Source organism: Demequina aurantiaca (assembly GCF_050598105.1).
Lineage (GTDB): Bacteria > Actinomycetota > Actinomycetes > Actinomycetales > Demequinaceae > Demequina > Demequina aurantiaca_A.
Genome location: NZ_CP192436.1, coordinates 2,001,183 through 2,026,680 on the forward strand (window position 1 = coordinate 2,001,183; position 25,498 = coordinate 2,026,680).

26 protein-coding genes are annotated in these 25,498 nt (G+C 67.7%); 21 read left to right on the top strand and 5 right to left on the bottom strand.

The genetic code is table 11. The features are described from left to right. Positions 1–3: 3 nt before the first annotated feature. From ACQU6B_RS09060 to ACQU6B_RS09105, 10 genes are all read left to right on the top strand, one after another. Entirely contained in the window at positions 4–1,314 is a 1,311-nt protein-coding gene (locus tag ACQU6B_RS09060; protein WP_430867228.1) for a TRAP transporter large permease, read from the top strand. 62 nt (positions 1,315–1,376) lie between these two features. Next, entirely contained in the window at positions 1,377–2,216 is an 840-nt protein-coding gene (gene kduI, locus ACQU6B_RS09065) for a 5-dehydro-4-deoxy-D-glucuronate isomerase (protein WP_430867229.1), read from the top strand. An 18-nt stretch (positions 2,217–2,234) separates the two neighbouring features. Beyond that, positions 2,235–3,044, top strand: a complete 810-nt coding sequence (locus tag ACQU6B_RS09070; protein ID WP_430867230.1) for an IclR family transcriptional regulator — start codon at positions 2,235–2,237, stop codon at positions 3,042–3,044. Between the two features lie 18 nt (positions 3,045–3,062). Next, positions 3,063–3,851, top strand: coding sequence for an SDR family oxidoreductase (locus ACQU6B_RS09075; protein WP_430867231.1), 789 nt, complete (start codon positions 3,063–3,065; stop codon positions 3,849–3,851). Between the two features lie 51 nt (positions 3,852–3,902). Next, entirely contained in the window at positions 3,903–4,916 is a 1,014-nt protein-coding gene (locus ACQU6B_RS09080) for a C-terminal binding protein (RefSeq protein ID WP_430867232.1), read from the top strand. Between the two features lies 1 nt (position 4,917). Next, on the top strand, positions 4,918–5,961 hold the full coding sequence (locus ACQU6B_RS09085; RefSeq protein WP_430867233.1) for a zinc-dependent alcohol dehydrogenase: 1,044 nt from the start codon (positions 4,918–4,920) through the stop codon (positions 5,959–5,961). Further along, positions 5,958–6,728: an SDR family oxidoreductase gene (locus tag ACQU6B_RS09090; RefSeq protein ID WP_430867234.1), complete on the top strand. Its 771-nt coding sequence runs from the start codon at positions 5,958–5,960 to the stop codon at positions 6,726–6,728. Before ACQU6B_RS09085 ends, ACQU6B_RS09090 begins: the two co-directional genes overlap by 4 nt. A gap of 54 nt (positions 6,729–6,782) precedes the next feature. After that, positions 6,783–7,406, top strand: a complete 624-nt coding sequence (eda, locus tag ACQU6B_RS09095) for a bifunctional 4-hydroxy-2-oxoglutarate aldolase/2-dehydro-3-deoxy-phosphogluconate aldolase (RefSeq protein WP_430867235.1) — start codon at positions 6,783–6,785, stop codon at positions 7,404–7,406. A 63-nt stretch (positions 7,407–7,469) separates the two neighbouring features. Further along, the gene (locus ACQU6B_RS09100; protein WP_430867236.1) at positions 7,470–8,573 is read left to right on the top strand and encodes a sugar kinase; all 1,104 of its coding nucleotides are present in this window, start codon (positions 7,470–7,472) and stop codon (positions 8,571–8,573) included. 45 nt (positions 8,574–8,618) lie between these two features. Then, the gene (locus ACQU6B_RS09105; protein WP_430867237.1) at positions 8,619–9,374 is read left to right on the top strand and encodes an SDR family NAD(P)-dependent oxidoreductase; all 756 of its coding nucleotides are present in this window, start codon (positions 8,619–8,621) and stop codon (positions 9,372–9,374) included. A gap of 160 nt (positions 9,375–9,534) precedes the next feature. Here the strand turns inward: ACQU6B_RS09105 and ACQU6B_RS09110 are convergent, their stop codons facing one another. Continuing rightward, positions 9,535–11,925, bottom strand: a complete 2,391-nt coding sequence (locus ACQU6B_RS09110) for a DUF7507 domain-containing protein (RefSeq protein WP_430867238.1) — start codon at positions 11,923–11,925, stop codon at positions 9,535–9,537. A 223-nt stretch (positions 11,926–12,148) separates the two neighbouring features. Beyond that, the gene (locus ACQU6B_RS09115; RefSeq protein WP_430867239.1) at positions 12,149–15,172 is read right to left on the bottom strand and encodes an EAL domain-containing protein; all 3,024 of its coding nucleotides are present in this window, start codon (positions 15,170–15,172) and stop codon (positions 12,149–12,151) included. A gap of 223 nt (positions 15,173–15,395) precedes the next feature. Between ACQU6B_RS09115 and ACQU6B_RS09120 the strand changes: the two genes are divergently transcribed. The 3 genes from ACQU6B_RS09120 (at position 15,396) to ACQU6B_RS09130 (ending at position 16,347) form a co-directional block, all read left to right on the top strand. Next, entirely contained in the window at positions 15,396–15,614 is a 219-nt protein-coding gene (locus ACQU6B_RS09120; protein WP_430867240.1) for a hypothetical protein, read from the top strand. Positions 15,615–15,680: 66 nt separating this feature from the next. After that, positions 15,681–16,055, top strand: a complete 375-nt coding sequence (locus tag ACQU6B_RS09125; protein WP_430867241.1) for a PH domain-containing protein — start codon at positions 15,681–15,683, stop codon at positions 16,053–16,055. A gap of 76 nt (positions 16,056–16,131) precedes the next feature. Then, positions 16,132–16,347 (top strand): type II toxin-antitoxin system VapB family antitoxin, encoded by a 216-nt coding sequence (locus ACQU6B_RS09130; protein WP_430867242.1) that lies wholly within the window; start codon positions 16,132–16,134, stop codon positions 16,345–16,347. On the opposite strand, the gene ACQU6B_RS09135 is transcribed toward ACQU6B_RS09130, so the two are convergent. Then, complete coding sequence (locus ACQU6B_RS09135) at positions 16,344–17,630, bottom strand: DUF2254 domain-containing protein (protein ID WP_430867243.1); 1,287 nt, start codon at positions 17,628–17,630, stop codon at positions 16,344–16,346. The two genes, ACQU6B_RS09130 and ACQU6B_RS09135, sit on opposite strands and share 4 nt — an antisense overlap. A 187-nt stretch (positions 17,631–17,817) precedes the next feature. Here ACQU6B_RS09135 and ACQU6B_RS09140 point away from each other — a divergent pair, with 187 nt between their 5' ends. The 5 genes from ACQU6B_RS09140 (at position 17,818) to ACQU6B_RS09160 (ending at position 23,911) form a co-directional block, all read left to right on the top strand. Beyond that, positions 17,818–18,438, top strand: coding sequence for a TetR/AcrR family transcriptional regulator (locus tag ACQU6B_RS09140; RefSeq protein WP_430867244.1), 621 nt, complete (start codon positions 17,818–17,820; stop codon positions 18,436–18,438). Next, a complete protein-coding gene (locus ACQU6B_RS09145) occupies positions 18,435–20,570 on the top strand; it encodes an alpha/beta fold hydrolase (protein WP_430867245.1) in 2,136 nt (711 codons plus the stop codon). The genes ACQU6B_RS09140 and ACQU6B_RS09145 overlap by 4 nt, the downstream gene beginning before the upstream one ends. 29 nt (positions 20,571–20,599) lie before the next feature. Further along, positions 20,600–22,003: an MFS transporter gene (locus ACQU6B_RS09150; RefSeq protein ID WP_430867246.1), complete on the top strand. Its 1,404-nt coding sequence runs from the start codon at positions 20,600–20,602 to the stop codon at positions 22,001–22,003. A gap of 290 nt (positions 22,004–22,293) precedes the next feature. Further along, positions 22,294–22,791, top strand: a complete 498-nt coding sequence (locus tag ACQU6B_RS09155) for a hypothetical protein (RefSeq protein ID WP_430867247.1) — start codon at positions 22,294–22,296, stop codon at positions 22,789–22,791. A gap of 46 nt (positions 22,792–22,837) precedes the next feature. Next, entirely contained in the window at positions 22,838–23,911 is a 1,074-nt protein-coding gene (locus tag ACQU6B_RS09160) for a hypothetical protein (protein WP_430867248.1), read from the top strand. A gap of 6 nt (positions 23,912–23,917) precedes the next feature. Here ACQU6B_RS09160 and ACQU6B_RS09165 read toward each other — a convergent pair whose 3' ends face one another. Together ACQU6B_RS09165 and ACQU6B_RS09170 are read right to left on the bottom strand one after the other, a co-directional pair. Beyond that, positions 23,918–24,175 (bottom strand): hypothetical protein, encoded by a 258-nt coding sequence (locus ACQU6B_RS09165; RefSeq protein ID WP_430867249.1) that lies wholly within the window; start codon positions 24,173–24,175, stop codon positions 23,918–23,920. A 3-nt stretch (positions 24,176–24,178) separates the two neighbouring features. Beyond that, entirely contained in the window at positions 24,179–24,562 is a 384-nt protein-coding gene (locus ACQU6B_RS09170; protein WP_430867250.1) for a ribonuclease E inhibitor RraB, read from the bottom strand. 49 nt (positions 24,563–24,611) lie between these two features. Here ACQU6B_RS09170 and ACQU6B_RS09175 point away from each other — a divergent pair, with 49 nt between their 5' ends. Genes ACQU6B_RS09175 through ACQU6B_RS09185 form a run of 3 tightly spaced genes read left to right on the top strand, consistent with a single transcriptional unit; the run spans position 24,612 to position 25,351 of the window. Beyond that, complete coding sequence (locus tag ACQU6B_RS09175; RefSeq protein WP_430867251.1) at positions 24,612–24,905, top strand: hypothetical protein; 294 nt, start codon at positions 24,612–24,614, stop codon at positions 24,903–24,905. A gap of 55 nt (positions 24,906–24,960) precedes the next feature. Continuing rightward, the gene (locus ACQU6B_RS09180) at positions 24,961–25,089 is read left to right on the top strand and encodes a hypothetical protein (RefSeq protein WP_430867252.1); all 129 of its coding nucleotides are present in this window, start codon (positions 24,961–24,963) and stop codon (positions 25,087–25,089) included. 25 nt (positions 25,090–25,114) lie between these two features. Further along, a complete protein-coding gene (locus ACQU6B_RS09185; protein ID WP_430867253.1) occupies positions 25,115–25,351 on the top strand; it encodes a TM2 domain-containing protein in 237 nt (78 codons plus the stop codon). Positions 25,352–25,498 lie beyond the last annotated feature (147 nt).

The following is a 25,498-nucleotide window of genomic DNA, read 5'->3' on the forward strand; positions in this document are numbered from 1 at the left end:
CACATGGATACCGCAGTAATCTCAGCACTCATTCTGGTCATCGGAATCACCGTCTTCCTGGTCATCGGCGCGCCGATTAGCATCGCCGTCGGCCTGTCCTCGACGGCGGCACTCGTCGTCGCCCTCGGCCTCGAGAATGGCGTCCTCACGTCCGCTCAACAGGTCTTCCGCGGGATCAACTCGTTCCCGCTGCTCGCCATACCCTTCTTTGTGCTCGCCGGCGTCATTATGAATAACGGCGGCATAGCCCTGCGGCTGGTCAACGCCGCCAAGGTGATGGTGGGCCGCACCCCCGGCTCGCTCGCCCAGACCAACGTCGCGGCGAACGCCATGTTCGGAGCCGTCAGCGGCTCGGGCGTCGCCGCCGCTGCCGCCATCGGATCGACGATGGGGCCGCTGCAGGCCAAAGAAGGCTACGACCGCGGCTTCTCTGCCGCGACCAACATCGCCTCGGCCCCCGCCGGCATGCTGATCCCGCCGAGCAACCTGATGATCGTCTACTCGTTGGTCTCCAGCGCCTCGGTCTCCGCACTGTTCGTCGCCGGCTACATCCCCGGAATCCTCTGGGCCCTCGCCTGCATGGTCATCGTCTTCTTGTACGCACGCAAGCGCCCCGAGCTGAAGATCACCGACAAGATCCCGTTCGGCCAGCGCATGAAGACCATCGCCATCGCACTTCCGGCCATGTTCCTCATCGTCATCGTCATCGGCGGCATCCTCGGCGGAGTCTTCACTCCTACGGAGGCCTCGAACATCGCGGTGATCTACTCGCTGGTCCTGTCCGCCATCTACAAGGCCATCTCCGTCAAGGACCTCCCCCGTATCCTCATGGACGCGGCCCGCACCACCGCGGTAGTGATGTTCCTGATCGGCGTCTCGTCGATCATGGGCTTCGTGATGTCATTCGCGCAGATCCCGGCGATGATCTCCGACCTCATGTTCCAGGTCAGCGAAAACCCCGCGGTGCTGCTGATCCTCATCGCCGTCGTGCTGCTCGTGGTGGGCCTCTTCATGGACCCGACGCCTGCCGTGCTGATCTTCACCCCGATCTTCCTGCCCATCGTGATGTCGTTCGGGATCCACCCCGTGCACTTCGGAATCATCATGGTCTTCGCGCTCTCGGTGGGCACCATCACGCCGCCGGTGGGGCCAATCCTGTTTGTCGGAGCGAAGATCGCTGGTCTCGGGATCGAGGACGTGGTCCGGCGACTCATGCCGTACTTCGTGGCGCTGATCGTGCTGCTCGTCGTGGTGATCTTCACCCCCGTGCTGTCCATGGGGCTGCCGACACTGCTCGGGTTGGTCACCCCTTGACCGCCTGACTAGCCACTGCACTGAACCACTCCTCACCCCACCGCAAAGAAAGGCCACCTCACATGGAACAGCGATACGCCACCAGCCCCGAGCACATCCCCACGATGGACACGGACGAGCTGCGTCGCCGCTACCTAGTCCAGGGACTCTTCGTTGCGGACCAGGTAAACGCCACCTACACGCACCACGACCGCGTGGTGCTGCTGGGGGCGATGCCCGTCACCGGGCCTGTCGCCCTACCCACCTTCCCGGAGATCCGCAGTCAGTTCTTCTGCGAGCACCGGGAGGTGGGGATCGTGAACGTGGGCGGCGCCGGCACGGTCACCGTCGACGGCCTCGACTACTCGCTCGCGCACGGATCCTGCCTCTACGTTGGCCGCGGCGCGGTGGACGTCGAGTTCGCCTCCGCCGACCCCACCGGCGAGGCGGGACCCGCCCGCTTCTACGGCGTCTCCGCCCCGGCTCACGTGGCCTACCCCACGACGCTGGTCGAGGCCGGCACCGGCAACATTCGGGAACTGGGCGACGCGCTCACCTCGAACCGCCGCACCCTCAACCAGTACATCCACGAGAACGGCGTGCGCAGCTGCCAGGTGGTCATGGGCGTCACCACCCTTCACCCCGGCAGCATGTGGAACACCATGCCGGCGCACACTCACGACCGCCGCACGGAGGCGTACCTCTACTTTGACCTGCCCGACGAGGCCCGCATCATTCACCTCATGGGCGACCCCAGCGAGACGCGCCACCTGGTGGTCGCGAACGAGGAAGCCACCATTTCTCCGAGCTGGTCGGTGCACTCCGGGGTGGGCTCGGCGAGCTACAGCTTTGTCTGGGCGATGGCCGGCGAGAACCAGTCATTCGACGACATGGACCGCTTTGCCATCACGGAAATGCGTTAAGGGTGAAGGATGACACTCATGACTACTAACCTTCCAGCCCTCCCCCCCATCCCAAAAGCGCCTGCTAACGCAAGCGAAAAGACCCTGCTGGTGCTCGAGGCGGTGCTGATCCACGACCGCTTTACCGACGTAGTCGAGGCCACCGGTCTCGCAAAAGCCACCGTGCACCGCATTCTCATGACCCTCGCGGACCGCGAGTTTGTGACGGTGTCCGCCACGGGCGGCTACCTGCCGGGGCCCAAGGTCCTCTCGCTGGCGGGGCGCGCCCTGCAGCGGATCGACATCTCAGCCATCGCGCAGCCCTACGTCGACGCGCTGGTGGCGCAGGTCCACTGCACGGTGCACCTGGGTGCCGCAAACGGCGATGAGATCCTCTACCTGATCCGCTCCGACTCCGACAAGCCATACCGCATGATCTCCCGCGTGGGCAACTCCATCCCCATGCACACCACGGGGATCGGCAAGTGCGTGCTCGCCAACTACAACGACGAGGCCCTCGCCCTCTTTGTTGCCCGGGCTGGCCTGCCGCGCAAGACCGAACACACCATCACGGACCTCGAGGGCTTGCGCGCGGAGGTCCAGACCGTCCGCGACCTTGGCTACGCGCGTGACCGCGAGGAGAACGAGCCCGGCATCGGCTGTGTGGCGGCACCCGTGCGCGACCACACGGGCAAGGTCAACTACGGCGTCAGCATCTCCACCATCATGCTCGACCACACCCCCGCGGAGATCGACGCCATGTCTGTCGACGCCATCAACACCGCGAACCAGATCTCCCGCGCCCTGGGCTACAAGCCCCCCACAGACCGCAATACACCGCCCGAATAACCGTTAAGGAAGTACGCCATGACCGTAGCAACGACCCCCGCCGAGTTCACTCACAGCCTCCTGGGCCTCGAGGGCTCAACGGCCGTCGTCACCGGCGCAAGCCAGGGCATCGGTCTGGCTATCGCTGAGACTCTCGCCAAGGCGGGGGCGGACGTGATCGGCGTGAGCTATGGCATGGCCAGTGGAGAGAGCGACGCGCGCACCGCGGTCGAGGCGCAGGGCCGCGCCTTCACTCCCCTCAGCTGCGACTTCTCCGACCGCGAGCAGGTGAGCGCGCTGGCCGCGGACCTGGCCTCGCGCAGGGTCGACATCCTCATTAACAACGGCGGCACCATTCGCCGCACGCCCGCCGCGACGCACAGCGACGAGGACTTCGACCACGTGCTGGACGTGAACCTGCGCACCGCTTTTGTCCTCTCCCGCGAGGTGGGCAAGACCATGCTGGAACGCGGCTCGGGCAAGATCGTCAACACCGCGTCGATGCTGAGTTTCCAGGGCGGCATCAACGTCCCCGGCTACACCTCCTCGAAGTCCGCGATCGCAGGCCTGACCAAGGCCCTGGCGAACGAGTGGGCCGCGGGCGGCGTCAACGTCAACGCGGTTGCCCCCGGCTACGTGGCCACCGCCAACACGCACGACCTGCGCCAGGATCCCGTCCGCAGCAAGGCCATCCTGGACCGCATCCCCGCGGGCCACTGGGCCGACGCGTCCGACATCGCCGGCGCCGTCCTCTTCCTCTGCTCCCCCGCCGCCTCTTACATCCACGGCGCGATCCTGCCCGTCGACGGCGGCTGGCTCGCGCGCTAAGTCTCTCCCTTCCCGAGCCCCTACGGGACTCAGATCTATCAAAGGACTGCTGTGAAAATCGTCATCACCGAGTGCGACCACGACGCATTCGACATCGAGCGTGCCGTGACCGACCCCGCCGGGGCCGACCTGGTGCTCGCCCAGTCGCGCGATGCCGCTGAGGTCATCGCCAACGCTGCAGGCGCCCAGGGCATCCTCGTCCAGTACGCGCAGATCACCGCCGAGGTCATGGACGGCCTGCCCGACCTGCTGGCCATCGGCCGGTACGGCGTCGGCATCGACTCCGTCGACGTCGAGGCGGCCACCGCACGCGGAATCGCCGTATGCAACGTGCCCGACTACGGCACCGAAGCCGTCTCCGACCACGCGATCGGCATGGCCCTGGCCGCGGCTCGCGGCATCCCGCGCCTGGACCGCGGCGTGCGCGCCGGCAGCTTCGACCTGGTCGCCGTGCGCCCGCTCTATCTGACCCGCGACCGCGTCTTCGGGGTGATCGGGCTGGGCCTGATCGGCACCGCCACGGCCCGCAAGGCCGCGGGACTGGGCTACGAGGTTATCGGCTACGACGTGCGCGCAGACCCCGCCGATGACACCTACCACGGCGTGAAGTCCGTGAGCCTCGACGAGCTGCTCGAGCGCTCGCAGGTGGTCTCGCTGCACACCCCCCTAGACGAGCACTCCCGCGGGATGATCGGCGCCGCCCAGTTCGCGAAGATGCGCTCGGACGCGATCCTGGTCAACACCAGCCGCGGCGGCGTCGCGGACACGGCGGCGCTCGTGGACGCCCTGCGAGCCGGCGAAATTCTAGGCGCGGCGATCGACGTTCACGAGGAAGAGCCGGTGCCCGTCGGCCACCCCCTCACCGAGTTCGACTCCGTGGTCCTCACCCCGCACCTTGCCTGGTATTCCGAGGAGTCATACGCGGAGCTCAAGCGCCGCACCGTCGAGAACGTCGTGGAGGTCTGCGCCGGGCGCGCCCCACGCAACATCGTCAACCCGGAGGTCCTCGGGGCCCCCGGCCGCAACGAGGCGTGCGCCCCGGCGCTCGCGGGCAAGGGAGCCTGACATGACAGCACAAACCGAGATGACCGCCGCCGTCTGGACGGGCCCCGATGCGGTCGAGACCCGCCGGGTCCCCATGCCGGAGGTGCCCGAGGGCTGGGCGCTGGTGAGGATGGCCTACAACGGCATCTGCGGCACCGACCTCGCGATCCTGCACGGCAAGCACCCCCGCGCCCAGGCGCCGCTGATCATGGGGCACGAGATGTCCGGCTGGGTCCAGACTGCGGGCGCCACCGGCCCCGCCGCCGGCGCCCTCGTCGTGGTCGAGCCGCTGCTGTCCTGCGGGGACTGCAAGTCCTGCCGCGACGGCAACGCGTACGTGTGCCGCAACCTCGGCCTCTACGGGATCGACACCCCCGGCGGCATGGCCGAGTACGTGGCGCTGCCCCCCGAGGTCCTGCACGAGGTACCCGCTGGCGTCGACCCGCTAACCGCGTCGCTCGCCGAGCCCCTCGCGGTCGCCGTCCACGCCGTCTCGCTGTCCGGGATGGCGAAGGGCGACACCGTGGCCGTCTACGGCGCGGGCCCCATCGGGGTGCTCACTGCCCTGGTCGCGCGGCACGAGGGCGCCGGCACCGTCGTCATCACGGAGCCGAGCGCCTGGCGCCGGTCCGTTGCCAAGGACCTGGGCTTCACCGTGGTCCCCGAGGGCTCGACGATGGCCGAGACGCTCGCGCCGCTGACCGATGGGGAGGGCGCGGACACCACGTTCGACACCGCAGCCCACCCGAGCGTGGCTGCCGAGCTCACCGACGTCACCCGCGTGCTGGGGCGCATCGTCGTGGTGGGTGTCTACAAGGCCCCCTCCGCCATCAACCTGCGCGACGTGTGCTTCAAGGAGCAGACCGTCTCCGGCGTGCGGGTCTACACCACCCCCGACGTCACGCGTGCGATCGAGCTGATCGCCTCGGGCGCGCTGGGCCTGGACACCTTCCCCACCAAGACCTTCGGGCTCGACCAGGTGGGCGCGGCCTTCGACGCCGCGACCTCCGGCCAGGACTTCCTCAAGGTCCTCGTCACCCCCCTCAACGACAAGGCAGACTCATGAGCACCGACGCACGCCCCACCGCATTCGACCTCACCGGACGCACCGCGCTGGTGACCGGCGGCGGCCGCGGCCTGGGCGCGGGCATCACCCGCGCCATGATCGACGCGGGCGCCGACGTGATCGTCTACGGCCGCAGCGACCTGCCCGCGGACCTGGTCGCCTACGCCGCCGACCGCGGCCGCGCGCTCGACCTCTACTCAGTCGACCTCGGCGACGGCGACGCGATCGCGGCCGTCTCCGCCAAGGTCCTCGCCGAGCGGCAGGTGGACATCCTGGTCAACAACGCCGGCACCCAGGAGCGCCACCCCGCCGTGGAATTCCCGCTCGAGTCCTTTGACCGAGTCATGGACGTCAACCTGCGCTCCGTCTTCCAGCTGTGCCAGATCTTTGGCGCGCCGATGCTGGAACGCGGCGACGGCAAGATCATCAACATGGCCTCGCTGCTGTCGTTCCAGGGCGGGCTCACCGTTCCCGCGTACGCCGCGAGCAAGGGCGCCGTCGCCCAGCTCACCAAGGCGCTGTGCAATGAGTGGTCCAGCAGGGGCGTCAACGTCAACTCCGTCGCCCCCGGCTACATGGCAACCGAGATGAACACCGCGCTACTGGCTGACCCGGTCCGCCTCGAGCAGCTCTCGGTGCGCATCCCCGCCGGCCGCTGGGGCCAGCCGGAGGACATCGGCAACGTGGTGGTGTTCCTCTCCTCGCCCGCGTCCGCCTACATCCATGGCCAGGTGCTCGCCGTCGACGGCGGCTGGCTAGCCCGCTAACGGCACCACCCCACCCACCTCCCTCATTTCACCTCAGACAGTAGGAATCCGATCATGAACACTCTCGCCCAGCTCAGCGCCACGACACTCGTCCCCGTCGTGGTCCTCGACAACGCGGCCGATGCCGACCCGCTGGCCGCCGCCCTGGTGGCCGGGGGGCTCCCCGTCGCCGAGGTGACCTTCCGCACCGACGCCGCAGAGGAGTCCATCCGTGCCATGAGCGCACGCGGGGACATCCTCGTGGGCGCCGGCACGGTGCTGACCGTCGCGCAGGTGGACCTGGCCGTCGCGGCGGGCGCGAGCTACATCGTCTCCCCCGGACTCAACCGGGCCGTGGTGGAACGCTGCCAGGAGCACGGCATCCTCGCCTTGCCCGGCGCGGTGACCGCCACCGAGGTGCAGTCCGCCCTGGAGATGGGCCTCACCACGGTCAAGTTCTTCCCCGCGGGCACGTCCGGCGGAGCCCCCGCGATCGCGGCGCTGGCCGCACCCTTCGCGGGTGTCAGCTTTGTCCCCACGGGCGGAATCGGCCCCCTGAACCTCCACGAGTACCTCGCCATCCCGGCCGTCGTGGCCGTGGGCGGCTCCTGGATGGTGCCCCGCGCCACCGTGCGCGACGGCGACTTCGCCCAGATCACCCGCCTGACGGCAGACGCCGTCGCCCTCCTCAAAAACTAGCCCCTCCGTCCGGCACCGACGCCGGGCGACCCCACATTCCAACTCGACCCTTTCCTAGGAGTAATGATGAGCCTGACTATCCGCCCCGCCTCCGAGTGCCACTTCGACGCGGTCTCGCTCGGCGAAGTGATGCTTCGCCTAGACCCGGGCGAGGGCCGCATCCGCACCGCGCGTTCCTTCCGGGCCTGGGAGGGCGGCGGCGAGTACAACGTGACCCGCGGGCTGCGTCGCGCCTTCGGCCTGCGCACCGCCGTGGTCACCTCCTTGGCGGACAACGAGATCGGCCGCCTGGTCGAGGACATGATCATCCAGGGCGGGGTCTCCACCGACTTCATCAAGTGGGTGCCCTACGACGGCATCGGCCGCGAGGTGCGCAACGGCCTGAACTTCACCGAGCGCGGCTTTGGCGTGCGCGGCGCCGTGGGCGTCTCCGACCGGGGGCTGACCGCCGCCTCGCAGCTGGGACCCGACGACGTGGACTGGGACCACCTCTTTGGCGAGCTGGGCGTGCGCTGGCTGCACACCGGCGGAATTTTCGCGGCCCTGTCCGAGACCTCCGCCGAGACCGTCCTCGCGGCGGTGACCGCTGCCAAGCGTCACGGCACCGTGGTCTCCTACGACCTCAACTACCGCCCGTCCCTATGGAAGTCCATCGGCGGCCAGGCCAAGGCGCAGGAGGTCAACCGCGCGATCGCCCCGCACGTGGACGTCATGATCGGCAACGAGGAGGACTTCACCGCGAGCCTCGGCTTTGCCGTCGAGGGAGTGGACGAGGACCTCTCCGCCCTCGCTATCGACGGCTTTGCGAAGATGATCGATACCGCAGCCGCGACCTTCCCCAACTTCCAGGTGATCGCCACCACGCTGCGCACCGTCCACACTGCGACGATCAACGACTGGGGCGCGCTCTCCTGGTCCCCCGAGACCGGCCTGGTCCAGTCCACCCACCGCGAACGCCTCGAGATCATGGACCGCGTGGGCGGCGGCGACTCCTTCGCCTCCGGCCTCATTTACGGACTGATCGACGGCCAGCCGTTGGCCACCGCGCTCGAGTACGGCGCGGCCCACGGGGCGCTCGCCATGACCACCCCCGGCGACACCACCATGGTCACCACCGCGGAGGTCCTCAAGCTGGCCGGCGGCGGCGGCGCCCGCGTCGACCGCTAACCACCCCTTGGCCTTAAAGTAAGCAACCTAACTATGGAGGTACACATGACGAACGATCTGACCGGCAAGCGCGCCCTTGTCACCGGAGGCGGCACCGGCATCGGCCGCGCGACCGCTCTTGCCCTGGCCGCCCGTGGCGCCGATGTCGCGCTCACCTACCGCTCGCACGACGGCGGCCCCGTCGCCGCCGAGATCGAGGCACTCGGGCGCAAGTCCGGCGCCTTCGCGCTCGACGCCACCGACCAGGAGCAGGTGGACTCCGTGTTCGCCGCGGCCACCGCTGCGCTCGGCGGCCCCATCGACATCCTGGTCAACAACGCCGGGGGCCTGGTGGGCCGTCAGAAGCTCGCGGAGATGACCGACGACCACTGGTTCGCGGTTGTCGACGTCAACCTGACCAGCACCTTCCGGGTGACGCGCGCCGCGCTTCAGCAGATGCCGGACGGCGGCAGCATCATCTCCATCGGCTCCCAGGCGGCGGAGAACGGCGGCGGCCCCGGAGCCGTCGCCTACGCCGCGGCGAAGTCCGCGCTCGACGGCTTCACGCGAGGACTGGCCAAGGAGGTGGGCCCGCGCTCCATCACCGTGAACTCGATCGCCCCCGGCTTCATCGGCGACACCCCCTTCCACGCCACCTTCACTCCCGAGGCCGGCCAGAAGGCCGCGGTCGCAGGCATCCCCGTGGGCCGCGCCGGCGCACCCGACGACATCGCGGAGGCGGTGGTGTACCTCGCCTCCCCCGGCGCGACCTTCGTCACCGGCATCGTGCTCGACGTCAACGGCGGGAACTGGTTCCGCTAACCGCTGTTGGTAGCGCCGCGCGTCCCAGGCCAAGGCTCGGGGCGCGCGGCGCTGCCCCGGCGCTGGCGCGCGTTCGAGTCCGTCATCGCGACCGCCCGCCCGGACCTGCCCGAGATCGGCGACGAGCCGCCCGCCCCCTCAGGGGCGAGCGACTAGGGCCTTAAACCAGGTTTCGTCGGCGGGCCACGAACACTCCGCCGGCACCCAGCAGCAACAGCAACCCGGCGCCCCACAGCATCGGCGTCACGCCTTCAGCACCCGTCGCGGACAGCCCGCCGGGCTCAACCACCGGGACCACGGGAGCGCTGACGGCCAGCGCCGTCCACCCCACCAGCAGTCCGTTCGATCCGTAGACCGCAATGCGGTGCGTCCCCACGGCGAGCGTCGCTGGAATCGTCACGGATCCCGTGTCGACCCCCAGTAGCAGTGGCGTGGAGAATGCCACCACGCGAGAGCCCGCCTCGAGCGGACCAGAATCGCAGTCACCCACGGTCACGTCGACGGAATCACCTTGGAGCGCGTGCGCGATGGGGTCACCTGCAGTCGAACACACCGTGACGCTGCCCGCGGGCGTACCGGAAAGGTCAGCCTCGTAGGCCGCAAACGTCACCGGCGCGACGGTTGACGTCTCCGTGAGCGTGGACATGCCGTCCGCGTCCACCGTGGGGGCGTAGGTGAAGGATCCGGCGGTGAAGTCCGCCGCGGTCACCAGGTGCGTCTCTTGCCACGCGGCCGATGCGCCGGGAGCGATGGTATCGACGGCCAGCACCGCGGGGTCGAGGGTTGCCCCCCCGGCCTCGCCCAGGACGACGCCAGTCAGCGGGTAGCCGCCGTCGTTGTTGACGGTGACGTCGAACGTCATGGTCTCGCCAATGGAGGCCTGACCGTCGTCGTTGAGGTCGCTCAGTGTCTGTGCGACGTCGATGGACACCGCCGGTGCCACGTAGTCGCCCAACTCGATCGCAGTTGCGGACGCCACCACGCTATTGGCGGCCAAATCGGCGTCGCCCACATAGCTCAGCGTTGCGGTGTAGTCCAATTCCCCGCTGGGTATCCAGGTGGCGTCGAGCGTCACGGTGTCCGCGTGCGTCGTCGTGCCGCCAGGCACTAGGTTCACTCCATCGAATACTGCTCCCAAGGGGGCAAACTGTCCGCCCTCGGTCACGCCGGAGATGGTGACGGGCTGGTCGGCATCCGCGGGGAGCGTCGCGGTCCACGTGAGTTCCACGTCCTCGCCTGCCTGCCCCACGCCATCACCGTTGGTGTCTTGCAGGACGGCGTCGACGCTCCAGTCGAGGTCCGCGATGAACTCGCGCAGCAGCACGCGCTCGCTGAAATTGCGGGTCAGCTCCGCCCTGTGGTCGTTAGCCCACGCAACCGTGGGCGCCGGGGTCAAGACGAAGGCCATATCCACGTAGCCGCGCGCTAGGTCCGCTCGGGAGATGGGGTGCGCCCGGAGCACGGGACCCTCACTTGAGTACAACTGCGCCGCCGCACCGGAATCCGGGAGTGACTCCCCTGGCAACAGGTTGCCGTTCTGGAAAAGAAAGCCCTGGACGTCAGGAGCGATCTTCTGCATGTAGAGATAATTGAACGCCACGTTGCCCTGGTTAGTCACCTGGAATGCGAAGTCGATGAGGTCGCCCTCGACCACGTCTCCCGGGACACGTTCCACGGTGCGAGTTGAATCGTGCACCACCACCTTGACGTCGGAGGTGAACGAGGTATCAATCGCCTCGGTTGGCACGCTCGGGGTGGCGACGGGTACGGAACCGGTCGCCGTAGCAAGCCCGCTAGCCGATGCCGACCATTGAACCGCGGCTCCGGCCAAGGTGACGGCGCCGGCCTGCATGTCTGCCAGCGTGACCTCGTGCCACGGGCTGTCAAGGGTCGAGGTCGCGCCCGGTGCGAGGGTCATGGGCAACGAACCCGCCTCGAATCCTGACACGCTCGGAACGACGATGTCCACGGCGGACACGTTCTCGATGGTCGCGGAGTAACGAACTCGGTCGCCCTCGACGAGGTTGCCGTCCGTCGTCGGTCCTTGCTCGTCGAGCTCGGCCGCGGCGGTCACCGTCAACGGCGCGGGGGCGGTGTATGCGAGAAGGGCCGGGTCCAGCGCCAACGTCGCGGTGGGGCCGCCATCAATTAAGTACTCGAGCACGCCGTCGGTCAGGTGCGGGCCTCCACCCAACGGGTCCAAGTCCTGAGCGCGGACCTCGTATTGGGTTACTAATCCCATCGGGAAGACTAACCTCAGGCTTCTGTCTAGGACAAAGCCGCCATAGCTGGACCGCTGGTGGGTGACTCCATCGGCGACGCGCGCACTTAGGGAATTTAGCGAATATACAAGTTTCACGGTGTCGCCCGCATCGGGCTTCTCGTTGCCGTTCACGTCATTGTCCAAAGTCGCGCTGGACCAAGTGACGTCGATGTCGGCATCCGACGCGGCTTGGGCCGGCGCCGTCATGCCGATGGACACCATGGCCAGCACGCCAAGTCCCGCTACTGCGGCTGCGCCTCGGCGCGCAAGTGAGCGCTCAATATTCATGTCGATTACTCCTCGTCGGGCAACCGTGGTGACATGGACGGCTGCGAATGCACGGCAACTCTCAGCGGAAACCTGGTCCCACCGTAGCGGCCTTGGGAGCGCCCCAGTTACATAAGTGCCTGGTAGCAACATTGTCGACGCCACGGGCAAAGTGGCGTTCGTCGCCGGCGGCGGCAACGACTGGGCGTTCGCCAATAGCCCGGTGCGAGCGTGGCCGCGCCCGTCAGGAGACTGTCTGAGGACCCTCGTCACGAACGGTGCGGCCGAGCAATTCGGTGGCCCGCGCGCCGGTCACCGCGGGCATGAACAGGTAGCCCTGAGCCGTCGCGCAACCCAGCTCCTGCAGCAGCGCGAGCTGCTCGTCCGTCTCGACCCCCTCGGCAACCACGGACAGCCCGAGCGCCTTGCCCAGCGTCACCAGCGAGGAGATCAGCTCCGCACTGTCGTCGTCCCGCGTGAGTTGCTGGATGAACGAGCGGTCGATCTTGAACGCGTCCATCGGGAACTGATGCAGGGTCTTCAGGGACGAGTACCCGGTCCCGAAGTCATCGATGTGGACCCGCAGTCCCGACTGCCGCATCTCCCGCGTCAGCCTCCGCGCCATCTCGGGATTGCGCATGAGCACACTTTCCGTGATCTCCAGGGTCAGGCGGTCTGTCTCCAAATCGAAGCGTCGCAGGGTGGCCAGGATGTGCCGCAACAGATCCTGGCTCCAGAACTCCTTGCCGGACACGTTGATGCTCACGCTGGTGACCGCCTGGCCCCACTCGACAAGCTGGCGACAGACCTCGTCCAGCACCCAGTGGCCAAACTGGAAGATGATGGCCGTGTCCTCCATGAACGACACGAACTCGGCGGGCATAAGCAGCCCGCGCTCGGGGTGACGCCACCGCACCAGCGCCTCGAAGCGATCCGTGCGTCCCGAGGCGAGGTTGACGATCGGCTGGTAGTGGACCTCGAACTGACCATTCTGAAGCCCCTGGTAAATCTCCTGCTTGAGCGATTCCTTCTGCTGGGAACGCTCGTGCATGGGCGTGTCGAACAGCTCGACCGACCCCGGCCCCGCGGACTTTGCCCGGTACATCGCCGTGTCGGCGTCGCGCAGCACGTCTTCGGCGGACGCGTAGGCGAAGGCGCTCGTGGCGACCCCGATGCTGGCCCTCAGCACCATCTGGTGCCCGTCAAAGTCGTGCACCTGTCCCAGCGCCGCCTGCACCCGGTGCGCGGCAACCACCGCGTCCTCCTGCCCCGTGTCCGCGAGCAGGATCACGAACTCGTCGCCGCCGAATCGCGCCGCGATGTCCACCGCGCGAAGCTGCCCGGTGAGGTCGGTGCCCACCGCCTTCAGCACCCGGTCACCCATCTGGTGACCCAGGGAATCATTCACGAGTTTGAAGCCGTCGAGGTCGATGAAGAGCACGGCAAACGGGGTACCCGACCGCTCGCAGGATGCCAGCGCGTGCTCCAGTTGCGCGACGAAGAGCTCGCGGTTGGGCAGCCCGGTCAGCGCGTCGAACAGCGCGCTGCGGCGGACCTCCTCCTGCAAGCGTTGCGACTCCAGGGACGCGCTCAGCAGGGCGGCCCAGTGCTGATACGTCTCGCGCGCGGTCGTCGGGTCAATCTCGGCGACCAGCGCCAGCAGGCCCCAGTCGCGGTCGCGGGTGCTCACTGGCACCACCACGCATACCTCGCGGCCCGACGCCGCAACTCCCGAGCCCGCGAGGGCCCCTGCGATAAGGGCTTCCGGCGGGAAATCCTCGGCCGCGAGGACCTGGCCCACAGTCTCCGGCAGCCCAGCGGAGGTGCCGTGCGTGCCGACAATCTCGAGGCGGCCACCAGGCTCGCCGTCCTCCCATATCCCGAGCGCGGCCGATTTGACGTGCGTGCCGGCGAGCCAATTCAGGTCGCGCGGGTCCGAGCCCGCGGTGTCCAACAGGCCCGCGTCCACCGCGTACTGCTCGGCGATCGCGGCGTCTCCCGCCTCGGCCCGATGCAGGAATGCCCCTGCCTGCGCCTTCCACAGCGCGGCGGCCACCCTGCCAGAGACCCGCAGGGTCGCCTCAGCCGTGGGCGCCTCCGACATAGCGGAGCTCTGGTTGTAGTTCGCCATCGCGTCGGTGAGGCGACGCAGCGTGTCCGGTCGCGAGGTGAGGCCGCGGAACGCATCCATGACGGACTGGACCTGCGCCGCCGTCACGTCGTCCCCCAGCTCGATCAGGTGCAGCGCGCCGTCCACCGTGGCCATGGCATCGTCCTGCAGCCGCCCGTCGACGGCGTCGTCACCGGTCAGCAGCTCGCGCTGGAGCAGGTCCTGGGTCGCGTCCCGTAGCGCCTGGGTCGCCTCCTCTGCAGTCAAGTCTCCCCGCGCGCTCTCGCTGTGCTGAGCGTCGATGTCGCAGCCGCACGACTCCCGCACGATCAGCGCCGCCGGGTCGGTCCTGTAGGCGACGTGCGGAACGTCCTCGCCGCGCATCTGCGCGAGCACCAGCCTGCCAGCCAGCGCCCCGACCTCGTCGAAGCGCTGGTCCACGCTCGACAGCGCGGGGGCGCTGAACGTCCCGGCGCCGATGTTGTCGAACGCGACTATCGCGATGTCGCGCGGGACCTCCAGCCCTGCGGCGGCGAGCGCCTGCATGAGTCCGATCGCGTTGCGGTCGGTGGCGACCATCAGCGCCGTGGGACGATGCGCGGCGCTCAGCACCGCGCGGGCGGCGTACGCGCCGCCCGTCTCCGCGTTCTGCGACGCTGAGTACAGCAGCGGGCGGTCACCCTTAAGCCCGTGGGCCGCGAGCGTCTGCTCATAGGCGTCGAAGCGGTCCCGGATGTCGGGTTGGGCGAGGTTGCCGACGAACCCGATGCGGGTGTGGCCGTGACCGATCAGGTGCTCTACGGCGGCAATGGTGCCGGCGCGGTTGTCCGGCCGCGCGATGGGGGCCTCGAACCCCGGCATCTGCGCGTTGGAGATGAGCGCCACTGGTTTGCCCGCGTCGCGCAGGCGCTGCAGGTAGTTCGCGCCGACCGCGCTCGTGATGGCGACCACGCCGTCCACCCGCGCCCAAGCGGCCCGGGTCGCGAAGACTCCGGGGGCGCCAACCTCGTCGCGGGGCGCGCCCGCCACGAGCGTCTCCACAATGACCAGGCGTCCGCCCACCCCGGCGATCTCTCGCTCGATGCCGGCCAGGATCTCTCCGAAGAAGTCTCCGCCCAGGCTGGGAGTGAGAACCAGAACCGTTTTTGGCTCGATCATCTTTGACCCCTTCCCGCACAAGGGCTGCACTTCATCGTGCCCCAAGAGCCGGGGCCAACCAGCGCACACCCTCAAGGCACGCATCTCCATCATCGCGCGAATCCGGAGCACCCGCGACCAGCGCAGGACCGGGAAACTAGTCCCCTACGGCAAGCCGATGCCGGGCATAGGCTCAGAGTCGACGCACCTCGCGCGCAAGAAAACCTGAAAGAGACGTCCCACCATGCCCAAGTACAGCGGAGTTACGTTTTCCGTCCAGCCGGTCGAGACCGACGGGAGCACCGCCGGGTACGTCATCTCCGGATTCGTGACGCAGAACCAGCTCGACACCCTGCGCGACTTCATGGACGGCGACGGCTACGAGACGGCAAGGCGGTGGCGCGGCGAGTACCAGGAGCTCGCGAAGGCGCTGACCCACGCGATCAAGGGCGCGGCCTCGTAGCGACCAATCCTCGCGGCTGTCTTCACTGATAATCTGCGGGGACAGCACATCTCTCAGGAGCTCACCATGGACTTTGAAAACGCCACGTTCGTCAAACTCAAGCAGGTGGTGAGTCCGGAGAGCGACGCGATCCTCGAGGAGATGCTCCTCGAGGGCGAGAGCATCCTGATGTCCTTCCGCGGATCACGCGACAAGGTGGTCTTCACCTCCAAGCGGGTGATTGCTCTCAACGTCCAGGGGATGCTGGGCAAGAAGAAGAGCCTCACGTCGCTGCCCTACACCAAGATCCAGTCGTTCTCCGTGGAGACGGCCGGCACCTTCGACCGCGACGCGGAGATGGAACTGTGGTTCTCGGGTTTGGGTAAGGTGAAGTTTGCCTTTGCCGGCGACGTGGACGTGGCTTACCTGTCCAAGCTCATCGGGCACTACGTCCTTCAGTGAGGTACGACTTTCAATAGACGGAGAGCCGTGGCCCTTGGCCACGACGTGCGCCCCTGTGCGCGCGTAGACTCGGATCATGACGATCGAGATCAACGACCCTGAGACGATAGCGCTTATCCGTTTGTTGGCCGCCCGTACCGGCGACACGGATGAGGGTGCCGTCGACGCCGCCGTCACCACGGCGCTTGGCGCACTCGGAGGCAGGGGCACCTCGTATCGCGAGCGCCGCAACGCCCGAGTACGCGCCCGAGCTCTCGAGGCCGAGCAGCCCCCCTCTCCCCAGAGCGTCTAGAGACGCTCCGCCCAGTTCCCTCGGGGCATCGGTGGCGTCCGTCGCGCCTCTAGCGCGGCCAGTCGCACCAGCTCCGCGTCCCGCTCGTCCACCAGCTCCCTCGCGGCGCGCGCGGCCGTCCGCTCCGACACCGCCCGTAGTGCCGCCGCCTCGTGCCCGTACGTGGAGATGGCGATCAGGTCGCCTATGACGCGCTGGATCCGCAACCCCACCTCCACGATGGCGGCCCCGTCGCGCGCCACGGGCCTGAGCGCGTCCTCCAACATGTCTTCGAAGTCGACGGTGGGGACGTGCACCGCCGGGAACCGCTCGCCGTCTACAGGCTCGGTAGTCAGCGCCCGCGTCAGCACGCGCTGGAGAGCGTTGAGCGCCTCCACCGCCGTGCCGGGGTCGTTGGTGGCCGGCGACAGCGCGCGCGACCCGATCTCCGCGAGCGCTACGAGACCCAGCCGCGGGTCCTGCTCGTACGTGCGGTGATTCTCTACGCGAAACGCCTTGCGGACGGCCTCGTCGACGTCGTCGTCCGCCTCTCCGGTGACGCGTGCCAGCACGGTACCCGTTCCCACCGCGATACCCGGGAGCGTGGCGACGTGCACAGCTACGCCCGCCTGCTCGCCGACCGCCTGCAACCCGCTCATGTCCAGGCCGGTGACGCAGCCTGGGGCGGTCGCGCGAACCTCGCGCGCAGCGGAGGGAGCCTCCACCGCGGGCACGCCGCCCAGGTGCGGCTCGCGCGCATACGCGCAGATCGCGTCGGTCGCGGCCGCCTCCACCCGGTCCAGCACGTCGGGGACGCGACCGAACGTGGTGAGGTGCTGAATCCAGCGCAGCAGCGTGATCACCACGATCGCGATCACCACCAGGGTGCCCAGGAAAAGTAGCGACCGCCCCTGTTCCGTGAAACTGCCGGTAGACAGCGCGACGATGCCGACGATCGCGAACACGAACGTGCCCAGGAAGCTCGAGAGTGCGTTCTGCGAGGTGCGGTCCGCAATCAGCAGCTGAGTCGCGCGCGGCGTAGTGCCCGCAGCCGCACCCGAGTATGCGCCAATCATCGCGGTGAGCGAGAACGTCGTCACGGCGAGCATCGAGGTCGCGAGGATCTGCAGAATACGCAGCGCCGAGTCCTGTCCAAAGTCGACTGCCAGCCACTCCGGAACAAGGGAACCGGCCGAAGCGGCGAGGCCCACCAGGGCCATGGCCCCCAGTGAGAAGAGCACCAGGCGGAACCAGATGAGTTGAGGCAGGCGCCTGAGGAGGGTGCGGATATCGAAACCGTTCATGACTCGACGCTACCGTGTGGCCCTTTCCCCACCACCAACACGGGGTGTCGGACGCCGCGGGACATCGCGTTCCCGTTGACAGCGGCGGTGGCCGGGTTTACCTTAAGAGGATTCGGTCGAACGACCGAATGGCGGCCGGGAGTTTCCCCTCCTCCGCCCGTGACGCAAAGGAGCGTGCCCCTTGGCGATGTCCCCCACCGCGACAGCGATCCTCGACGCGGCGCGCGGCGCACTGCTGGAGACCGGCTACGCGTCGCTCAGCACGCGCAAGGTAGCCGAGCGCGCGGGCGTGCCGCTGTCTCAGATCCACTATCACTTTGGCTCGAAGGAGAACCTGGTCCTGGAGCTCCTGGACACGGAGAACGCCAAACTCGTTGGCCGCCAGGCCGCCATGTACGCCGGCGACGAGCCGCTCGCAGTGCAGTGGGTCCGCGCGTGCGACTACCTCGACGACGACCTGGCCTCCGGCTACGTTCGCATCCTTCACGAACTCCTCGCGGCAGGCCTGTCTCACGAGGTCATCGGGAAGCGCGTGCGCGCGATGCTCGATGCGTGGGGCGCCGTGCTGACGGAGGCCTTCGCGAGCCACGAGGCCCGCGGGGTGGACTTCTCCCCCTTCACTGTCCCCCAGCTCGCGGCGCTCGCATCGGCCAGCTTTCTTGGCGCCGAGGCCATCATCCTCGCCGGCCAGGAGGACGACACTCTGCCCGTTCGCGACGCCCTGCGAGCGGTGGGCGCGCTGATCGCGACCGCCGAGGCGGCCGCGGCATCGTCCGCCTCCACGACCCCCGCGGGGGCACGCTCATGAGGGCGCTCGAGCCCACCCGCACCGGAACCGTGGAGCGCGACGGCGCGACCCTTACCTACGACGTCTACGGCGACGCCGGCCCCACCATCCTGCTGCTGCCCACCTGGGAATACATCTACTCCCGCGCCTGGAAGTTGCAGATTCCGTTCCTGGCCGGCCGCTACCGCGTGGTGGTCTACGACGCCACGGGTACGGGTCGATCCACGCGCCCGCGTCGCGCCGAGCGCTACGGCCACACCAACCGGGTCGCCGATGCGATGGCCGTCATGGACGCCACCGACACCGCCTCCGCGCTCGCCATCGGGTACTCGATGGGCGGCGAACTCGCGCTCTACCTCTCCGCCCTGTATCCCGAACGCTTCCCAGGAATCGTGTCGATCGGCGGTAGCCACCCGTGGCGCGTCCCCCACCCAGACCGTGCGGAGTCCACGTGGGACGGTGCCAGCGGCGAGGAGCCGCGGGGCTGGGAAAAGTTCAACCGCGAGTACTGGGCGCGGGACTGGCCCGCGTTCACCGCGTTCTTCATGGACCAGGTGAACTCCGACCCGCACTCCACCAAGGGCTACGACGACTGCCTCGGCTGGGGCATGGAGCAGGACCCTCAGGTGCTGTGGTGGACCATCGACGGGAGCGGCGACTTCGACGCCGACGACATGCGCCGCCGCCTCGCCGCCAGCCGCGTCCCGACGCTGCTGATCCACGGCACCGACGACCGGATCACCACGCACGCCTCGTCTGTCGTGGCGCGCGACCTGATCCCCGGCGCGGAACTAATCTCCGTCGAGGGTGCCGGGCATCCCGTCCACGCGCGCTACCCCGTCATGGTCAACCTCCGGATCCTGGAACTCGCCGAGCGCGTCCTCGGTCCGGGCCCTACCGACACGGCGCCCGATGCCATGGCCGCCACGGTCTACGCGTCCGCCCCCGCGCGGCGTCAGAAGGCGCTGTACCTGTCGTCCCCCATCGGGCTCGGCCACGCGCGCCGCGACGTCGCGATCGCCGACGAGCTGGTCGCGTCGCACCCGGACCTGCAGATCGACTGGCTATCGCAGAACCCGGTGACCCGGGTGTTGCGGGCGGCCGGGCACACCGTCCACCCCGCATCGGCGCTGCTGGCCAGCGAGTCCGGGCACATCGAGGCCGAGTGCGGCGAGCACGCCCTGGACGCGTTCCAGGCCATCCGTGACATGGACGAGATCATGTGCCACAACTTCCACGTGCTCGACGACGTTGCCGCCGCGGGTGACTACGACCTGATCATCGCGGACGAGTCGTGGGAGCTGGACTACCACCTGTTCGAGAACCCCGGCCTGAAGCGGGCGCCGCTGGCCTGGATGACCGACTTTGTGGGATTCCTGCCGATGCCCGCCGGCGGCGAGCGGCAGGCGGTCGTCGCGGCCGACTACAACCTCGAGATGATCGAGCACGTCGCGAAACACCCGCACCTGCGCGACGCCGCGGTGTTCGTGGGTGAGAGCGACGACATCGTGGCGGGCACGTTTGGGCCGGGGCTGCCCGGCATCCGCGACTGGACCGAGCGAAACTTCGACTTTGCGGGCTACGTCACCGGCTTCGACCCGCGCGCGCTGGGCGACCGCGAGCGCCTGCGCGCCCAGGTGGGCTTCGGGCCCCGCGAGAGGGTGTGCGTGGTGTCGGTGGGCGGGTCAGGCGTTGGGCTCGACCTGCTGCGCCGGGTGGTCGCCGCGGTACCTACCGCGCGCCGGGCCGTGCCGGAGCTGCGCGTGATCGTCGTGACCGGGCCCCGCATCGACCCGCGACTACTGCCCCAGGTGGACGGAGTCGAGTACCACTCGTACGTCGACAAGCTGTATCGCTGGCTGACCGCGTGCGACCTGGCCATAGTGCAGGGAGGACTCACCACCACGATGGAGCTCACGGCCGCCAAGGTGCCGTTCATCTACGTGCCGCTTCGCGACCACTTCGAGCAGAACCTGCACGTGCGTGCACGCCTGGACCGCTACCGCGCCGGACGCTGCATGGAGTACGACCAGCTCGACCCCCAGACCCTGGCCGACGCCGTGGTCGACCTGCTCTCGCGCGACGCGGACTTCTTGGACGTCAACACCGACGGCGCCGCGCGTGCCGCGGCGATCATCGGCGCGCTCCTCTAACCGCGCGCATCGGACGTAGCCTGGGGAGCGTGACATCCCCAGCATCGGCCTCCCCCGCCTCCTCCTCGCGAGAGCAGAAACTAGTGCTGGCCATCGCGATCATCGCGAGCTTCGTCAGTTTCCTCGACGGCACCGTGATCAGCGTGGCGCTGCCCGCCATCGAGGCCGACTTTGGCGGCGGGATCTCCGTCCAGCAGTGGGCCGTGGACGCATACCTGCTCACTCTGGGAAGCCTGATCCTGGTGGCCGGCTCCATCTCCGACACCTACGGCCGCCTCCGCGTCATCCGCTGGGGCCTGATCGGATTCGGGATCACCTCCGTCGCGGTCGCCGTCGCCCCCACCGCCGAGGTGCTAATCGGCGCGCGCCTCCTTCAGGGCGCCGCGGGCGCGCTGCTGGTGCCGTCCAGCCTCGCGCTGATCATGACCAACTTCCGCGGCGCCGCGCAGGCCAAGGCGATCGGCACCTGGACCGGGATGACCGCGGGCGCCATGATCGTGGGACCCGTCGTGGGCGGCCTGTTCGTGGACCTCGCGTCGTGGCGACTGGCCTTCGTGATCAACGTGGTTCCCATCGCCGTCGCGCTGTGGCTGCTCGCCCGCCTGACCCAGCAGGACGTCCGCCTTCCCGACGCGCACATCGACGCGATCAGCGCGGTGCTGTGCGCCGCGGGGCTGGGAGGGATGGTCTACGCGCTCATCGAGGCCCCGCTGTACGGCTGGGGCCACCCACAGATCTGGGTTCCCGCGGCCATGGGCGTCGCCGCGTTCGTCGCGTTCCTGTGGCGCCAGCATGTGGCGACGCGGCCGATGATGCCGATGGACCTGTTCAAGGCCCGCAACTTCGCGTGGGGGAACCTGTCGACGTTCCTGGTCTACGGCGCACTGTCCCTCAACGGCTTCGTCCTGGCCGTCTACCTGCAGGAACAGGCGGGGCTGAGCGCGACTGCGGCGGGGCTCGCCAGCCTGCCGATCACCGTGATCATGATCGCGCTGAGCTCGCGCGTGGGCGCCCTAGCGGGGAGGATCGGCCCCCGCGTCTTCATGACGGTCGGCCCCCTCGCCATGGCCGCGGGCGCCCTGCTGATGCTCGCCGTCGACGAGGACTTCGACTACTGGTGGCAGGTGCTGCCCGGCATCGTCGTCTTCGGGCTGGGGCTGACGCTCACCGTCTCGCCGCTGACGTCGGCCATCCTGGGGGCGATCGACACCTCGCGCTCCGGAATCGCGTCGGCGGTCAACAACGCGGTGAGCCGGATCGCGGGCCTCGTCGCGATCGCGCTGATCGGCACCATCGTGGGCGGCCAGCTCGACCTGAACGGCTTCCACCGGGCGATGATGGTGACGGCCGCGCTGCTCGCGCTCGGCGGCATCGTGTCGTGGCTGGGGATCAGGAACCCGGCAGCGCCGGGATCGGGCGAAGAGCCTGCATAAACGCGTCCGCACCAGGCATGGCACAATTCCAGCCATGAGCCGCAACCTCACTCCTGCGATCTGAACACTCGTGACCTGCGGGAACGAGCTGACACGGCGACCGTCAAATCGAGGGGCTCCTCACCGGAGCATTCCACTGGGAGTCGATTACTGTGCCACTCGTGGGGGTCGTCTCCCCCGCGCTCGCAATTGAATACGGCACTGCGACACGGCATACGATCACCTTTCCGGTTGCGGGATCGAGCTCCTGGGCCTTTATAGAGTTCTGCACCCCTACGCCGATTCCACACATGATGCTTGAGGTCAAGGGGAGCAAGACCCGCACGTACACCCTCCGCTCCAGCCAGCGCGTGCCAATCGATCCCGAGTTCGCCAAGGACTTCACGCTCTACGCGACGGAGGGAAGCCACGTGACCGCACTGGGACTGTTTACGCCTCACCTGCTCAGGCTCATCAGCCAAATTGATCGCGGCTTCAATATTGAGGTAATCGAGGACCGGATCGTGCTCCACTCCGCGCGACTATTCAAGTTAGAGCGCGCGCAGCAACACGAGCGAGTCATACACCTCGCGGACACCGTGGGCCGTGGCCTTATAGCAAACGCTGAAGAAATAACTTCTGCCTCCGCAAGCACGAGCATGGTCAGTCAAGATGCAGCAGACAGTGCACTAGGAGGCAAGCTCCGCGCCCAGATGCTTCGCACACGTTATAGCGTCAGTGGAATCACCTTGGGCACCGTGGCCATTCGCCCACCCGATCATCACGCTGACAGCAGGAGCGTTCGTTAATGACTAATGCCGGGCCATCAGCATTAGTCGTGAAACAATCCAGCGCATGAGCCGGAACCTAAGCCCCGTCAACCTCAACACCCACGCGCTGACCGAACAGGTCGACAAAGCCAGCCGCGACGCGTGGATCGAGACTGTAAAGAACAAGCCCGAGTACCTCAAGGGCAGAGTATGGCCGCGCGTGATCCTCGGTGTCATGATGGCGTTGCTGGTGTTGCCCATCCTCGCGTTTGTCGTCGTGATGATCGCGGCCGCATTTTCCGGCGAGATATTCGTGGACGGCATCTCCCCCGTCGGTGCAGCCGGACTGGGCGTGGGGCTGCTCATCGTGGGTGGCCTGCTCTTCAGCATCACCTTTGGCGTGACGAGTTTCGTCAAGAGCTTCACGCAGTGGACCCAGTGGTACCGGCTCCTCACGTTTGCCCAGACCAACGGCTTTGAGTTCGTCGTCACGACCGACCCGTCCTCCATGCCCGGCACTATCGCCTCCGGCGGACACAAGGTGACACGAGACAACTACTTCGTGGTGCCCACGGAACCGACGTTCGAATACGGCACCGTCACTCGTCACACGAAGAGCCAACAGGTAGCTGGCGGTCAGAGCTGGGCCTTTATCGAATTTCGCACCGCCACCGCTCTGCCGAACATGATGCTCGAGGTCAAGGGAAGCGACACGCGCAACTACACGTTCTGGGACAGCCAGAAGGTGGAACTCGCAGACCAGTTCGCCAAGCGCTTCACGTTGTACGCGGCGGACGGCGCCCACGACGCCGCCCTCCAGATGTTCCCGCCGGACCTGCTGCGACTCATCGACGAGACCGACCACGGCTTCAACATCGAGGTCATCCACGACCGGATAGTGCTCCACTCGTCGGTCCCGTTCAACCTCCAGAAGCCCAAGGAACACGAGCGGGTGATGCGAATCGCGAATACCGTGGGGCGGAGCTTGCTGGAATCAGCGGCGTCTATGGCCGGCGATGACCGCGGCGTCACCGTTGAGGGCGACCCGCGCCGCAAGCGCCTACGGAGTCGTTACACGGTGGGCGGCGCCGTTGTCGGGCTCATCCTGCTCGCATCACCATATGTGCTCGTGACCCTTTGGGCGCTGACGAAGAGTTAAGCGCAACTACGAACCGTTGCGGCGAACCCGCACGTAGCCGGCTCCCAGCCCGGCGAAGAGCGCGACAACGCCGGCGATCTGTATGACCCCGTTTCCGCTGAAGGCCACGCCCGCGCAGCACAGCACCAGGAGCACAGCCGCGGCCTCGACGTCGAGCCTGTCGTTGCGCCCCACGTCCTCGCCGCGGAGGTTCGCGATGGACCGAACCAACCACCAGGCCACCAGCGCCACGGCGACGACGATGAAAAACTCGTTGATGGGCATCGGCTAGACCGTCGCCTTTTCCTCGTCGGTCATGAGGGCGATCCAGCCCTCATACTCGCCCTTGTGAGAGTCGGCCAGGGCCCTGCACAGGTCGACTCGTTCGCGCAGAAAGTCAGGCACCAACGGGATGCGGCGTCCGCGCAGCATGATGGTCCACTCGGGGACGTCGTGACTTGGCTCGACCACCTCGTGGCGCACCCGGTCGGCGCGCAGGGAGGCCGCCGCCGCATCGGCCGTGTCCTGCGACTTGAAACACACCGCGAACTCGCTGTCGCGTGGGGTGAAGGCGTCCATGCCGCGCTCCTCGAGGCGCGCCAGGTGCTCGGCATCCTCCTTGAGTAGGCCGTACGGCTCGACGCGCTTCTTTGCGGAAGAAAATAGTCCCATGACGTCCACGCTAGCCGCTGCTGCACCCCGCCTGTGCCAGAGTGATGTCATGACTCGAATCGCTCCGACCAGCAACCTCAAGCCCCTGAACGGATTCTTCAGCGCCGCCATCACCTGGGCGCTCTTCGCGGCCCTGATCTTTGGGCTCGTCGCGGGGCTCATCCTGGTCCCGGAGGGTGACAGCTCCTCCTTCGCCTGGGGATGGTTCCTCGGCTCCTTCGCGCTGAGTGGCCTCCTCTTCCTGCCGATAGTCCTCGGCTTCGAGGCGCTGCGCCGAGTGGGTTACAACCAGCGGATTCTGGGCGCCAAACTCGACGCCATCCACGACCAGCGCGGCGCCTAGCCCCGCTTAGACTGGTCACCAACAACCCTTCACGCACGACATTAAGGATCTCCCTATGTGCTCACCCGCCACCTGCGAAACCTGCGGCAAGACCACTTGGGCCGGCTGCGGCCTGCACGTCGAGGAGGCGCTCGCCGACGTCGCCCAGAAGGACCGTTGCGCGTGCGAACGCGTAGACGCATAAACGCTGGTACGCGTAAAGTACCGGCATGACCACTTCATACTCTCAGCCACTCCTAGTCCCGAAGTCGACCGGCGTCACGTACGTGCTCTGGTTCTTCCTCGGACTCTTGGGCGTCCACCAGTTCTACATGGGTAAGACCGGTCGCGGGATTCTCTACCTGCTGACGGGCGGGGTCCTGGGAATCATGTGGTTCATCGACCTCTTCACCATCCCCGGACAGCTCCGCGCGGTCAACGCGCAGCGCGCGGTAGGAATCCGCTAACCGCCTGATTTTTGCTTTCCGAGAGGCCCGTGTCGCACGCGATGCGGGCCTTTTGCATGCCCCCTGAGACTCCCCTGTCTCAACCGGCTCGTGTGCATGTTCTCACACGGTTTGTCCCTTTTGTTGCGGCTATCGAAACGTTCTGTT

Excerpts from the sequence above, each read along its gene's own strand:
- ACQU6B_RS09060 (WP_430867228.1), top strand. The coding sequence starts at position 4 with ATGGATACCGCAGTAATCTCAGCACTCATTCTGGTCATCGGAATCACC.
- kduI (WP_430867229.1), top strand. The coding sequence starts at position 1,377 with ATGGAACAGCGATACGCCACCAGCCCCGAGCACATCCCCACGATGGAC.
- ACQU6B_RS09070 (WP_430867230.1), top strand. The coding sequence starts at position 2,235 with ATGACTACTAACCTTCCAGCCCTCCCCCCCATCCCAAAAGCGCCTGCT.
- ACQU6B_RS09075 (WP_430867231.1), top strand. The coding sequence starts at position 3,063 with ATGACCGTAGCAACGACCCCCGCCGAGTTCACTCACAGCCTCCTGGGC.
- ACQU6B_RS09085 (WP_430867233.1), top strand. The coding sequence starts at position 4,918 with ATGACAGCACAAACCGAGATGACCGCCGCCGTCTGGACGGGCCCCGAT.
- ACQU6B_RS09090 (WP_430867234.1), top strand. The coding sequence starts at position 5,958 with ATGAGCACCGACGCACGCCCCACCGCATTCGACCTCACCGGACGCACC.
- eda (WP_430867235.1), top strand. The coding sequence starts at position 6,783 with ATGAACACTCTCGCCCAGCTCAGCGCCACGACACTCGTCCCCGTCGTG.
- ACQU6B_RS09100 (WP_430867236.1), top strand. The coding sequence starts at position 7,470 with ATGATGAGCCTGACTATCCGCCCCGCCTCCGAGTGCCACTTCGACGCG.
- ACQU6B_RS09105 (WP_430867237.1), top strand. The coding sequence starts at position 8,619 with ATGACGAACGATCTGACCGGCAAGCGCGCCCTTGTCACCGGAGGCGGC.
- ACQU6B_RS09110 (WP_430867238.1), bottom strand. The coding sequence starts at position 11,925 with ATGAATATTGAGCGCTCACTTGCGCGCCGAGGCGCAGCCGCAGTAGCG.
- ACQU6B_RS09115 (WP_430867239.1), bottom strand. The coding sequence starts at position 15,172 with ATGATCGAGCCAAAAACGGTTCTGGTTCTCACTCCCAGCCTGGGCGGA.
- ACQU6B_RS09120 (WP_430867240.1), top strand. The coding sequence starts at position 15,396 with ATGCCCAAGTACAGCGGAGTTACGTTTTCCGTCCAGCCGGTCGAGACC.
- ACQU6B_RS09125 (WP_430867241.1), top strand. The coding sequence starts at position 15,681 with ATGGACTTTGAAAACGCCACGTTCGTCAAACTCAAGCAGGTGGTGAGT.
- ACQU6B_RS09130 (WP_430867242.1), top strand. The coding sequence starts at position 16,132 with ATGACGATCGAGATCAACGACCCTGAGACGATAGCGCTTATCCGTTTG.
- ACQU6B_RS09135 (WP_430867243.1), bottom strand. The coding sequence starts at position 17,630 with ATGAACGGTTTCGATATCCGCACCCTCCTCAGGCGCCTGCCTCAACTC.
- ACQU6B_RS09140 (WP_430867244.1), top strand. The coding sequence starts at position 17,818 with ATGTCCCCCACCGCGACAGCGATCCTCGACGCGGCGCGCGGCGCACTG.
- ACQU6B_RS09145 (WP_430867245.1), top strand. The coding sequence starts at position 18,435 with ATGAGGGCGCTCGAGCCCACCCGCACCGGAACCGTGGAGCGCGACGGC.
- ACQU6B_RS09155 (WP_430867247.1), top strand. The coding sequence starts at position 22,294 with ATGATGCTTGAGGTCAAGGGGAGCAAGACCCGCACGTACACCCTCCGC.
- ACQU6B_RS09160 (WP_430867248.1), top strand. The coding sequence starts at position 22,838 with ATGAGCCGGAACCTAAGCCCCGTCAACCTCAACACCCACGCGCTGACC.
- ACQU6B_RS09165 (WP_430867249.1), bottom strand. The coding sequence starts at position 24,175 with ATGCCCATCAACGAGTTTTTCATCGTCGTCGCCGTGGCGCTGGTGGCC.
- ACQU6B_RS09170 (WP_430867250.1), bottom strand. The coding sequence starts at position 24,562 with ATGGGACTATTTTCTTCCGCAAAGAAGCGCGTCGAGCCGTACGGCCTA.
- ACQU6B_RS09175 (WP_430867251.1), top strand. The coding sequence starts at position 24,612 with ATGACTCGAATCGCTCCGACCAGCAACCTCAAGCCCCTGAACGGATTC.
- ACQU6B_RS09180 (WP_430867252.1), top strand. The coding sequence starts at position 24,961 with ATGTGCTCACCCGCCACCTGCGAAACCTGCGGCAAGACCACTTGGGCC.
- ACQU6B_RS09185 (WP_430867253.1), top strand. The coding sequence starts at position 25,115 with ATGACCACTTCATACTCTCAGCCACTCCTAGTCCCGAAGTCGACCGGC.